This is a genomic window from Clostridium sp. SM-530-WT-3G (genome assembly GCF_012843905.1).
Lineage (GTDB): Bacteria > Bacillota > Clostridia > Clostridiales > Clostridiaceae > Clostridium.
This window is the reverse complement of the sequence record NZ_JABAGC010000025.1, coordinates 32,951-46,172: the sequence shown is the minus strand read 5'-3', so window position 1 is coordinate 46,172 and position 13,222 is coordinate 32,951. Positions and strand designations below refer to the sequence as shown.

Here is a 13,222-nt window from a genome sequence, read left to right as displayed (position 1 = left end):
TCTAGGTTTTGTTAGTCTAACACAAACATATCAAATGATGCATTAAATTCTAATGAACCGCCGTATACCGAACGGTAAGTACGGTGGTGTGAGAGGTCGGTAGACAAAATAATTGTCTACCTCCTACTCGATTGTATTGTTATTTTAATAATTAAATATGTCCCAAAAGACATAAATCTGCTATTAAAATTAGGAAGGAACTAAACATGAAAATTAAAAAACTTAATATTGTAATATACATAGTTGTATTACTGTGCATTGGGGCTGTAGGGTATTTTGCTTATGATAAATTATATGGAAGATATGCAACAACTAATAATATTCATATGAGTGTTTTTGAAAAAGTGAAATCAAGAGTAGAAGCTGAACTTTTAGATTTAAACTTCATGGGAGGCTTTGATAAAGAAGATGGTCAAGTTGTCAATGATAATAGAGGGATTCCAGTGATAGGATATCATTCTGTAGGATATGACCCTACAGGTAAAAATCCCCTTGTTGTTTCACCTGAAAAATTTAAAGAACAACTACAAAAACTAGTAGAAAAGGGTTATACAACTCTTACAATGGAGCAAGTTGAGAATTATCTTATTAATGATGAGCCTGTACCAGCTAAAAGTGTCCTTTTAACTTTTGATGATGGATATGAGGATAACTATACAAATGCCTTTCCTATATTGAAGGAATTTAATATGAATGCAACTATATTTGTAATTCCAGGATATCTTGATGGAGGTGTATATCTTTCGAGAGAGCAAGTGAAAGAAATGAGTGATTCTGGATTAATAGATATTGAATCACATACTTACTCGCATAAAAGATTAAATGAACTTTCATATGATGAACAACTTAATGAACTTGTATCATCAAAAAAAGCATTAAGTGATCTTACAGGAAAAGAAGTTACAGCTATTGCATATCCAGAAGGATTATATAATGATGATACATTAAGAGCAGTTGCAGAAGCAGGATATAAAACTGGCTTTACTATAGATAGAGGATATGCTGATAGAGAAGATGATTTTTATAAACTTAACAGAGTGTGCGTTGACAACACTTATAGTGGTAAAAATATATTATATGTATTAAAATGTATTAAAAAGTAAACAAGTCTAAATAAATTATCAGAAAAGAAGTTATTTGTGATATTACAAATGACTTCTTTTTTCGTTAGGTTAATTTAAAATAAGGTAGCTATATATTATTATTTTGGATAAGATTCTTCAACTTTTCTTGAATTGTGAATAAATCTTTTTCAGATTGAATTATTTTATGAGTTAAAAAACTTAAATCTTGATTTAAAGAGTCGAGTTTATTATATGTAGAATTATTAGAATTATATATTTTTTCACTTGTATTTGAAATAACTTTATCTATGTTACTTAATTTACTGATTAAATCAGCAATGATAGAAGGATTCATGCTGTTGATTGACTCTAGTGATTTTATTATATTTTCTTTTGATTTATATAGTGCATCTATACTTTTACTTAAGACATCCATAGTTTTTGAATTGTTTTCTATCTTACTATTTAAAGTTGATATAGCAGATTTCATTGAGTTTATTTCAAAATGTATACCATCTATCTTACTACACATTTCATATGAAAGCTTGTTTAAAAGTTCAATTATTTCCTTATCAGAATCCACTGTATCAACTCCTTTCTAAAATTGATAATATATAGCCTATTAATTGTCCTATACGTATTTTAATGTATGTAGAATTAGTAGAGATTATACAATAAGAGTTATGGTAAGACTATTTGGAATTTATGAATATTAAATGTATATTGTATGAAATATATTAAATATTTAGCAATATAACCAACGGTACCATTGTATTAACTATTAGCATTATTGACAGACTAAATATAAATATAATCTTAAAGAAAGGAAAAATAGAATGAGTACAATAATTAAATATTTAAAAGGTTCTGCAATGGTTATTTTATTGATTATAGGATTACTAATAATACAAGCATTGTGTGATTTGGCACTACCAGAGTATACTTCTAAAATTGTAAATGTAGGTATCCAGCAGAGTGGTATAGAAGATGTATAACCAAGAATAATACGTCAAAGTGAATATAATAAACTTATACTTTTTATGGATGACAATGATAAGGAATTTGTTAATGAGAATTATGAATTATTAGATAAAAATACATTATCACCATATGAATATGATAAATACTTAGATTTTTATCCTGAATTATCAAATGAGCCTTTATATATGCAGAAGGAGGATCTATCGAAGGAAACAAGAGAAAAACTTGATGATATATTTAATGAACCAATAGCAGTAGTATCAAGTTTTGAAAGTGGTAACACACAGATAAAAAATATGCAGAATGAAATACTTAGATTTTTTCCGGCAGATAGAGTTCCGCAAAATGCTGATATTTTTCAAATATTAAGTGTACTTCCACAAGAACAGCTTTCAGCTATAAGAGTAAATATATATGATAGTCTTAAGATGGTTCCAGAATCTCTTATTTCTCAATCTGGAATTTCATATGTAAAAGGTGAATATGAGAAGATCGGAATTGATGTAAGCAGAAATCAAAATAGATATATAATTTCAACAGGTATAAGAATGATTTTACTTGCACTTTTAGGAGGCACAGCAACAGTACTTGTATCATTCTTTGCATCAAGAGTTGCTGCACTATTAGCTAAAAATCTTAGAAGAGATGTATTTGCAAAGGTAGTAAGCTTCTCAAATAGGGAATTTGAGAAATTTTCAACTGCATCACTTATTACTAGAACTACAAACGATATACAGCAGATTCAAACTTTTACGGTTATGGTGCTTAGAATGATATTTTATGCTCCAATACTAGGCATAGGTGGCTTGATTAAAGTACTTGGAACAGATAGGTCTATGACATGGATAATTGGTGTTGCAATACTTTCAATAATAGTTATACTAAGTATTTTATTTGGAACAACAATGCCTAAATTTAAAAAGATTCAAAGCCAGGTTGATAAAGTAAATGGAGTAGCTAGAGAAATTCTTACGGGAATACCTGTAATAAGAGCATTTACAACCGAAAGGTATGAAGAAGAAAGATTTGATAGAGCAAATAGTGAACTAACACGAACTAATCTTTTTGTAAACAGAGTTATGACATGCATGATGCCTGCACTTATGTTTATTATGAATGCAATAAGCATATTAATAGTATGGGTTGGTGCTCATCAAATTAATGATGGAAATATGCAAGTAGGTAATCTTATGGCATTTATTCAGTATACTATGCAAATAGTAATGTCATTTTTAATGCTTTCAATGATGTCAATAATACTTCCACGTGCTATGGTTTCTGCAAATCGTATTCAAGATGTATTAAATACAGAACTTTTGGTTGCAGATCCAGAAAAGCCTGAACAATTTATACCTAGTAAGAAGGGATATGTGGAATATAAGGATGTATCTTTTAAATATCCAGATTCAGATGAGTACATATTAGAGGATATTTCATTTACTGCAAAGCCAGGAAAGGTTACAGCAATTATAGGAAGCACAGGAAGTGGAAAATCTACTCTTGTAAATTTAATACCTCGCTTATTTGATGTATCAAGTGGTGAAATACTTGTTGATGGGGTAAATGTAAAGAATATAGACCAGCATACTCTTAGAGAAAAAATAGGTTTTGTACCACAAAAAGGAATATTGTTTTCTGGTACTATAGAATCTAATATAAGGTATGGTAAAAGAAATGCTAGCATGAATGAAATTAAAGAAGCTGCTAGAATTGCACAAGCTGAGGAATTTGTTGAATCAAAACCTCAAAAATATGATACAGAAATATCTCAAGGTGGTACAAATGTATCAGGTGGACAGAAACAAAGACTTGCAATAGCAAGGGCATTAGTTAAAAAACCAGAAATATTGGTGTTTGATGATAGCTTTTCAGCCCTTGATTATAAAACAGATATAGCTTTAAGAAAAACACTTAGAGAAGAAAGAAAAGATAGTACAAGAATTGTTGTAGCTCAAAGAATAAGTACAGTTTTGGATGCTTATGAAATAATAGTTCTAGATAAAGGAAAAATAGTAGGCAAAGGTACTCATAAGGAACTTATGAAAAATTGTGAAGTATATAAGCAGATTGCTTTGTCTCAGCTTTCTAAGAGCGAACTAGATTTATAAAAGCACAAGGAGGAAAGTAAATTATGAGCAGTCCAAATGGAAAAAAATCAGGAACTAAATCTATGGGTGGAATGGGAACTATGGGAAGAGGTAAAGGACCAGTTGTAAAAGCAAAGAATTTTAAAGGAACAATGAAGACTTTATTGAAACATCTTAGTGAATATAAGTTTTATATATTGCTTGTAATTATATTTGCAATAGGCAGCACGGTGTTTTCTATAGTAGGTCCTAAGATTCTAGGTAATGCTACAACAGAAATATTTAATGGTCTTGTAAGTAAACTTACAGGAGGTTCTGGAATAGATTTTTCTAAGATAAGAAATATACTTACAAAATTAATAGCAATATATTTTATAAGTATGATATTTTCATTCATGCAAGGATATATAATGAGTGGAATATCACAAAAACTTACATATGAATTAAGAAAAGAAATGGCGGAAAAGTTAAACAGAATGCCTATGAATTATTTTGATACAAGGACTCATGGTGAAGTTTTATCTAGAATAACAAATGATATAGATACTCTTAATCAAAGCTTAAATCAAAGTATGACTCAGATAATAACAGCTATAAGTACTATAATAGGAATAACAGTTATGATGTTCACTATAAATATTATTATGACTTTTGCAGTATTATGTATACTGCCAGTAGCTTTAATATTTATAGGCATTGTAGTGAAATCATCTCAAAAATATTTTATGGCCCAGCAAGAATATTTAGGTCATGTAAATGGTCAGGTTGAAGAAGTTTATGGAGGCCATAATATAGTTAAAGTATTTAATGGTGAAGATGAGGCTGTTAAAGAATTCAGTAAGGATAATGATATATTATATAATTCTGCATGGAAATCACAGTTTTTGTCCGGTCTTATGCAACCAATAATGATGTTTATAGGAAACTTGAGTTATGTAGTTGTAGCTATATTTGGGGGATATTATGCCATAAGAGGTACTATAACTGTGGGAGATATACAATCGTTTATACAGTATACAAGAAGTTTTATACAACCAATATCACAGGTGGCACAGGTTTCAAATATGCTTCAAGCTATAGCTGCTTCATCAGAAAGAATATTTGAATTCTTAGATGAAGAGGAAGAAGAATTATATGCTAAAAATCCAGTATCTATTGAAGGATTAAAAGGTAATGTTAAATTTGAACATGTGAAGTTTGGATACAATCCAGATAAGATAATAATAAATGATTTTAGTGTTAATGTAGAAAAGGGAGAGAAAGTTGCAATTGTAGGACCTACAGGAGCTGGGAAAACTACTATTATTAAACTTTTAATGAGGTTTTATGATATTAACAAGGGTAAGATTTTAATAGATGGCTATAATATTAAGGATTTTAATAGAGGAGATTTAAGAAAACTATTTGGTATGGTACTTCAAGAAACATGGTTATTTAATGGAACCATAAAAGAAAATATTAAGTATGGTAAGCTTGAGGCAACTGATGAGGAAGTAAAGAAAGCAGCTGAAAGCGCAGAAGTAGATGAATTTGTAGAGAGTTTTTCAGAAGGATACGATATGGTTGTGAATGAAGAGGTAACAAATATTTCTCAAGGACAGAAACAGCTTTTAACAATAGCTAGAGCTATACTAAAAGATCCCAAAATACTTATACTTGATGAAGCAACAAGTTCTGTGGATACGAGAACAGAGCAGAAGATTCAAAAAGCTATGGATAGGCTTATGGAAGGAAGAACAAGTTTTATAATAGCCCATAGATTATCTACAATAAAAAATGCAGATATAATTCTTGTATTAAAAGATGGAGATGTTATAGAACAGGGCAATCATGAAGAACTTATGAAACTTAATGGATTTTATACTAATCTTTATAATTCTCAATTTGAAAAAACAAGTGGAAATTAATAATATAGAATATTTTAATAGTAAGATATTATAAGTTTTATAGAACTCTAAATTTTGAACTTTTATATTTAGAGTTCTACAATCTTGAAATCACACGATTTAATAAAAAATTGATTTTAAGTAATAATTTGACAAATAATAAGGAGGATAATAGAATAATAATAGCAATATAAATGATAGGAGTAGATAAGCATGAAAGCAATATTAACAGTAATTGGGCAAGATAAAGTAGGCATAATAGCAGGGGTAAGTGCTAAAATGTTGGAATTTAATATTAATATTTTAGATGTTAACCAAACTATAATGCAGGATTTTTTTACTATGATGATGATGTTAGATTGTAAAAACATGAAAGGTAATTTTGATGATGTCAGGGCTGCATTAATAGAAGAAGGTAAAAAACTTGGGGTTGATATAAAGATTCAAAGAGAAGAAATTTTTAAATCAATGCATTCACTATAATTTAGGGGGCTATATCAATGAACAGTAATAATATACTAGAGACAATTAAGATGATAGAAGAAGAAAAACTCGATGTAAGAACAATAACAATGGGGATTTCTTTATTAGATTGCATAGATTCAGATGGGGAAAAAGCAAGAATTAAAATATATGATAAGATTACAAAATCAGCAGAAAGATTAGTTGAAGTAGGTAGAACAATAGAATCAGAATTTGGCATTCCAATAGTAAATAAAAGAGTATCTGTTACACCAATATCTATGATTGGTGGAGCAACTAATGAAACAAGTTATGTTAAATTTGCACAGACTCTTGATAAAGCAGCAGCTACTTTAGGAATAGATTTTTTAGGTGGATTTTCGGCATTAGTACATAAGGGTTGTACAAAAGGAGATAAAATATTAATAAATTCAATTCCAGAGGCATTAGCTACAACAAAGCTTGTTTGTTCATCTGTAAATGTTGGATCAACAAGAACAGGAATTAATATGAATGCAGTAAGAGATATGGGGGAAGTTATAAAAAGAACAGCAGAATTAACTAAAGATACGCATGGATTTGGATGTGCGAAATTAGTTGTCTTTGCAAATGCTGTTGAAGACAATCCATTTATGGCTGGAGCATTTCACGGTGTTGGGGAAGCTGATAAGGTAATTAACGTTGGAGTAAGTGGACCAGGTGTTGTTAAGAGAGCACTTGAAAAAGTAAGAGGAGAATCTTTTGATGTTGTTGCAGAAATAATAAAGCAGACAGCATTCAAGGTTACAAGAATGGGGCAGTTAGTTGCTAAAGAAGCGTCTAAGAGACTTGAAGTGCCATTTGGAATAGTAGATTTGTCATTGGCTCCTACACCAGCAGTTGGGGATTCTGTTGCGGAAATTCTTGAAGAAATAGGTTTAGAACAAGTAGGAACACACGGTACTATAGCAGCTCTTGCTATGCTTAATGATGCAGTTAAAAAAGGCGGAGTTATGGCATGTAGTCATGTTGGAGGACTTAGTGGTGCTTTTATACCAGTATCAGAAGATCATGGAATGATAGATGCAGTAGTAAATGGTATATTAAATATGGAAAAACTTGAAGGAATGACATGTGTATGCTCAGTTGGACTTGACATGATTGCAATTCCAGGAGACACATCAGCATCAACTATTTCAGGAATGATAGCAGATGAAGCAGCAATTGGAGTTATTAACAATAAGACAACTGCTATTAGAATAATTCCAGCACCAGGATGCAAAGTTGGAGATATGGTTGAATTTGGAGGACTTCTTGGAAGAGCTCCAGTTATGAAGGTGAATGATAAATCAAGTGAGGCTTTTGCTAAGAGAGGTGGAAGAATTCCAGCACCTATCCATTCATTTAAGAATTAGTGTAGTATATTTAAAAAATAATTTAATGACTAATTATAAAATGAAATTGAACTAAATAAAAATCCACAGTAGATTATCTGTGTTATGATTTAATCGCCAAACAAAATCAATACGGAGGATAATCACTATGGATCATCAAAATCATAACACACAATCACGTAAAAATAAACACTTGAATTTTAAGGAACGCATGATTATTGAGCTTCGTCTTAATGATGGATTTTCAGCATATAAAATAGCTAAAGAATTGCAACGCCCAATAAATACTATTTTAAATTAGATACGTCGTGGCACAACTAAACAAATTAAGCAAGGTAAATACGTTGAAATATATCTAGCGGATACTGGTGAAGCTATATACAAAGCTAATCGCCAAAATTCTTGTCGTAAATTTAAACGCATAGAATGCAGTTCTTTTATAAATTATGCTGTTGATATGATAAAAAATCATTCATGGTCACCAGATGCATGTGTAGGTAACGCCCTTGCCAAAGGCAAGTTTAAACGAGATCAAATAGTTTCCAATAAAACTCTATACAATTATATTGATTTAGGATTACTAGCAGTAATTAATGCAGATTTACCAATGAAATTACATAGAAATACTAAGTCTTCACAGGTAAGAAAGCATAAGAAAAAGCTAGGAAAAAGCATTACTGAACGTCCAAGTAATATCAATAATCGTGAAGAATTTGGTCATTGGGAAATAGACACTGTTGTTGGAGAAAAATCTAAATATGATTCTGTTCTTCTAACTATTGTAGAACGTAAAACCAGGAATGCTATTATTCATAAAATTGCATCTAAGACTGCTGAAGCAGTTACGGAAGCACTTAACAGCATTCGTACCATATATGGTGATAAATTTAGTGATATTTTCAAAACCATCACAAGTGATAATGGCTCTGAATTTGCTGATTTATCCATCCTAGAAGCAGAAACAGATACAAAAGTGTATTTCACTCATCCATATTCTTCATTTGAAAAAGGGACTAATGAACGTCACAATGGTTTAATACGTTGTTTTATCCCGAAGGGAAAACGTATATCTGATTATAGTTCAGATGACATTATATTTATCGAAGAATGGATGAACACTCTTCCAAGAAAAATACTTAACTATAAAACTCCAGAAGAGTTATTTGAGATGCACTTAGATAAAATCTATGCAATATAAATAAATTCAAGTGTTTAAATTACAAATAGGGATTAGTTCAATTTGTTATTGCAATTTATCAAATTTAACTGCATTAGTAAAATTAATTAAAGAATCTGTTTCAAATAAATCTACATTAATTAGAAGAGGATTATCACTTGCAGGTAAGTCTCCACCTGTATAATTAATTTCAATATTTATAGTGCCAGTAAGTGTGGTAGGATCTTGTTGCCATATTACAGATGTTGTAGTAGGAGCAGCACCAGATAATGCGATTGTAGGAAGTGTTCCTGGAACTGCAAATTCTGAAGTATTTGTTGTTGTGAAAGTATAGCTTGTTTTTTCACTAGCAGCAGAAATTCTAAATCCTATAAAGTTTCCAGGTGTAATGTCATTTACGTCATATGTCAATATTAATTTTGAAGAAACTACAGGATCAGGATTTTTAGGATTAGTAGATAGATTATAGTTAGTTTCTCCTTCTACGCTTCCAGAACCAACTTTTCTATCAATTTCTAAGATTGTTAAATCAGTATTTTGAGCGCTAGCAGAATAAACAGAATTATCATTATTTACTTTAACGGTCATGCTTCCGCCTAAAGTTGTTAGTATCTTAGCCATATATATCTCCTTATAAAACTATTATTGGTATGTTATATAATATTCAACTTAACATATTTTGCTACAAAAATACTAGTTAATATAATTCTTTTATAAATATTATATTTTACTATTAGTATTTATTTTTAGTTATAGTACTGTTAGAAAATTACTTTGAATTGAAATTCTTGACTGATTTAGAGAAACAAGATAGACTATTATGAGTATTATTAAAGATATACACGATACATAATAAGTGGGTGAAAAGATGACAGGTAGTAATGGATTTTTACCAATAAGTAAAAGAGATATGGAGAAAAGAGGATGGGATGAGTGTGATTTTATAATTGTTACAGGTGATGCATATATAGACCATCATAGTTTTGGAACGGCAATTATATCAAGAGTACTTGAACATCATGGATATAAAGTTGGAATAATTCCACAACCAGATTGGAATAATATTTATGATTTTAAGAGGCTTGGAAGACCTAAGTATTCATTTTTAGTTAATGCAGGCAATATGGATTCCATGGTTAATCATTATTCTGTAAGCAAGAGAAGAAGAAGTAAAGATATGTATTCTCCAGGTGGAAAGATGGGGCTTAGACCTGATTATGCAACTGTTGTTTATTGTAATAAAATTAGAGAAGCATATAAAGATGTAGATATTGTAATAGGTGGGATAGAAGCTAGTCTTAGAAGATTTGCTCACTATGATTATTGGGATAATAAGGTGCGTAAATCAATTCTTTTAGATAGTAGTGCAGACCTTTTAATTTACGGAATGGGTGAAAAGCCTATAGTTGAAATTGCTGAAGGTCTTAAAAATGGAGTAAGAGCTAAAGATATAAATTATGTTCGTGGAACATGTTATATGGCTGATAATCTTGATTATGTTCATGATTATATTGAACTTCCATCATATAAGGAAGTGACAACTGATAAAAGAAAGTATGCTTTTTCGAATAGAATTGAATATCAGGAGCAGGATTCTGTAAGAGGAAAGACACTTGTACAGAAGTATGGAAACAGATATGTGGTTCAAAATATTCCACAGCCACCTTTAAATAGAGAAGAACTTGATGAAGTTTATGACCTTCCATATATGAAAAATTATCATCCTATTTATGAGAAGGATGGTGGAATTCCAGCTATTGAAGAAGTTAAGTTTAGTACAGTAAGTTCAAGAGGATGTTTTGGCGACTGCAAATTCTGTGCTATTACGCTTCATCAAGGAAGAGTTGTTCAAAGTAGAAGTAAGGAATCTATACTTAAGGAAGTTGAAGGAATAACTCATCTTCCAGACTTTAAAGGGTATATACATGATGTAGGAGGTCCTACTGCAAACTTTAGAAAACCAGCATGTGAAAGACAGCTTGCTTTTGGAGCATGTAAGGGAAGAGAATGTCTTTCTCCAGGTGTATGTAATAATGTAGATGTAGACCATACTGAATATCTTGATTTATTAAGAAGCATAAGAGAAGTTCCAGGTGTAAAAAAGGCATTTGTAAGATCTGGACTTAGATATGACTATATAATGGCAGATAAAGATGATACTTTCTTCAAATAGCTTGTAGAACATCATGTAAGCGGTCAGCTTAAAGTTGCACCAGAACATGTATCAGCACAGGTACTTAAATATATGGGTAAACCAAGTGGAGATACATATAACAAATTCGTAGAAAAATTCTATAAGATAACTAAGAAAATAGGAAAGAAACAATACATAGTACCTTATTTAATGTCTTCTCATCCAGGAAGTACATTAGAATGTGCAATTGAACTTGCAGAATACTTAAGAGATATCAACTATCAGCCAGAACAGGTTCAAGACTTTTACCCAACACCAGGTTCGCCATCAACTGCAATCTATTATACAGGAATAGATCCTTTAACAATGAAGGAAGTTTATGTTCCTAAAACTAAGCATGAAAAAGCAATGCAGAGAGCTTTACTTCAATATAGAAATCCAAAGTTCTATGATTTAGTATATGAAGCTCTTACAACAGCAGGCAGAACTGATTTAATTGGAGATGGACCTAAATGTCTTATTAGAGATAAGAAAAAGATAAATAACCATAATAAATTTTCAAGTTCGAAGAATAATGGAACAAAAAATAAAGATAAAACAAATAGAAATAGCAGCAAGAATAGTAAAGATTCTAGAAGAAATAAAGACACAGTTAAGGGTGCATCAAGAAGTAATTCTAGAGATAACAAAAATATGCCTGCTAAAACAACAAGAAAGAAGAATGAAAAAGCTGCATCAGGAAGAACTGGTAAAAAGGTAAGTAAAAGAGGAAGAAGATAATAAAATAATAAGACAGTTATCCAAGTAAAAATTATATTTGATGGTTATAGGTTTTATAATAAGAAATCTATAGCCATTTTTGCTATTATCGAGCAGGATATTAGTTACATTAAAAAATGGGTAACGTATAGTAGATTATTTTAAAAATATATTCTATGGTCTATAATTATAATAAAAGTATATTAATAAATGCTATATATATATAATTTAATAGTAATCAAATAACAATTAATACATTTTACTTAGAATATTACAAGGTGGGTTAATAATGAAATTATTAAAGAATTTAAGAATAAAAAATATAGATAATTTGATTTCATTAGCTATATTTGGAAGTTATGAAACAAAATATTGGATTGAGAATAAGAGTGATATAGATATTCTAGTTTTGATGGAAAAAAGAGAAGATATAATGGATGAATTTGATTTAGAAGATATATTAGAGCCTATATTAAAAGAGTATTTTGAGTATGAAAATGTTCATTTGACATTTATAAGTATGAGGGATTATGACACAATTTTTGCAAGGCAATATATTGATAGCAGCGATAAATTAGTTGTGGATGAATTTAAAGAAATTGATTTTAGATTATACGTTAATAAATATTTAAGAGAGAATAAATGGCTTATTGAAAGAATTAAAAAAGATACTAAATTGATGGAGGAGAAAAATGACAGCAGCATATTATAGATATAAAAAAGAAAGTTTGAACTTAAAGTTTAACAGTGCAAAAGATACACTTAAGCTTATGCAGGGAGCAATAGAAGAATATAAAGTTTCTAATTCAGTTTATATAAAAAGAGCAATAATAGGCTATTTTCAAGATTTTACTGAGTATATTATAGATATGGCAGAAACATATTTGGTTATGACAGAAAATTATGTTGATGGCTATTCTGGTGTGGAACTTATTAAAAGAGCAGGGTTTTATGGCTTTTTTGATGATAATTTAACTAAATTTTTATCATCAGCAGTTAAAATAAGAAATAGATATACCCATGATTATTATAAAAGAGAGCGTGTTGAAGAAGATATATTAAATTATGCTGTTTCTAAAATGGAATTCTTGGAAATCTTCTTGAAAATATCAGAAGAAAAAATAAGACTTGATGCTAAGAATATTGAATAAAGCAAATAATTATGTGAAGACATATTATATTAATTCATTTACTTCCATAATAAACACCTTCATATAAATCATATTGGTATAGAGTATAAGTATAAATTATTTACTATAACATATAATTAGTATAATTTATAGTTACTGATTGGATGGT

General features: G+C 29.9%; 8 protein-coding genes and 3 pseudogenes. 9 read left to right on the top strand and 2 right to left on the bottom strand.

The window, feature by feature from the left end; genetic code table 11:
• Positions 1 to 206 precede the first annotated feature (206 nt).
• A complete protein-coding gene (locus HF850_RS10005) occupies positions 207 to 1,103 on the top strand; it encodes a polysaccharide deacetylase family protein (RefSeq protein ID WP_169105296.1) in 897 nt (298 codons plus the stop codon).
• An 88-nt stretch (positions 1,104 to 1,191) separates the two neighbouring features.
• Here the strand turns inward: HF850_RS10005 and HF850_RS10000 are convergent, their stop codons facing one another.
• Complete coding sequence (locus HF850_RS10000; protein ID WP_169105295.1) at positions 1,192 to 1,647, bottom strand: hypothetical protein; 456 nt, start codon at positions 1,645 to 1,647, stop codon at positions 1,192 to 1,194.
• 253 nt (positions 1,648 to 1,900) lie between these two features.
• On the opposite strand from HF850_RS10000, the pseudogene HF850_RS09995 reads away from it, so the two are divergent.
• The 5 genes and pseudogenes from HF850_RS09995 to HF850_RS09975 all read left to right on the top strand — a co-directional run bounded on the left by HF850_RS09995 (position 1,901) and on the right by HF850_RS09975 (position 9,051).
• A pseudogene (locus HF850_RS09995) lies at positions 1,901 to 4,153 on the top strand (ABC transporter ATP-binding protein).
• A gap of 62 nt (positions 4,154 to 4,215) precedes the next feature.
• Positions 4,216 to 6,039 (top strand): ABC transporter ATP-binding protein, encoded by a 1,824-nt coding sequence (locus HF850_RS09990; protein WP_347564427.1) that lies wholly within the window; start codon positions 4,216 to 4,218, stop codon positions 6,037 to 6,039.
• A gap of 192 nt (positions 6,040 to 6,231) precedes the next feature.
• Positions 6,232 to 6,501, top strand: a complete 270-nt coding sequence (locus tag HF850_RS09985) for an ACT domain-containing protein (protein ID WP_169105293.1) — start codon at positions 6,232 to 6,234, stop codon at positions 6,499 to 6,501.
• A gap of 17 nt (positions 6,502 to 6,518) precedes the next feature.
• Positions 6,519 to 7,874, top strand: a complete 1,356-nt coding sequence (locus tag HF850_RS09980; protein ID WP_169105292.1) for a PFL family protein — start codon at positions 6,519 to 6,521, stop codon at positions 7,872 to 7,874.
• A 127-nt stretch (positions 7,875 to 8,001) separates the two neighbouring features.
• Positions 8,002 to 9,051, top strand: a pseudogene (locus HF850_RS09975) (IS30 family transposase).
• 45 nt (positions 9,052 to 9,096) lie between these two features.
• Here HF850_RS09975 and HF850_RS09970 read toward each other — a convergent pair.
• On the bottom strand, positions 9,097 to 9,651 hold the full coding sequence (locus HF850_RS09970; protein ID WP_169105291.1) for a hypothetical protein: 555 nt from the start codon (positions 9,649 to 9,651) through the stop codon (positions 9,097 to 9,099).
• A 247-nt stretch (positions 9,652 to 9,898) separates the two neighbouring features.
• Between HF850_RS09970 and HF850_RS09965 the strand changes: the two are divergent.
• The 3 genes and pseudogenes from HF850_RS09965 (at position 9,899) to HF850_RS09955 (ending at position 13,074) form a co-directional block, all read left to right on the top strand.
• Positions 9,899 to 11,944: pseudogene (locus HF850_RS09965) on the top strand (YgiQ family radical SAM protein).
• 268 nt (positions 11,945 to 12,212) lie between these two features.
• Positions 12,213 to 12,635, top strand: coding sequence for a nucleotidyltransferase domain-containing protein (locus tag HF850_RS09960; RefSeq protein WP_169105290.1), 423 nt, complete (start codon positions 12,213 to 12,215; stop codon positions 12,633 to 12,635).
• A complete protein-coding gene (locus HF850_RS09955) occupies positions 12,616 to 13,074 on the top strand; it encodes a hypothetical protein (protein WP_169105289.1) in 459 nt (152 codons plus the stop codon). The genes HF850_RS09960 and HF850_RS09955 overlap by 20 nt, the downstream gene beginning before the upstream one ends.
• Positions 13,075 to 13,222 lie beyond the last annotated feature (148 nt).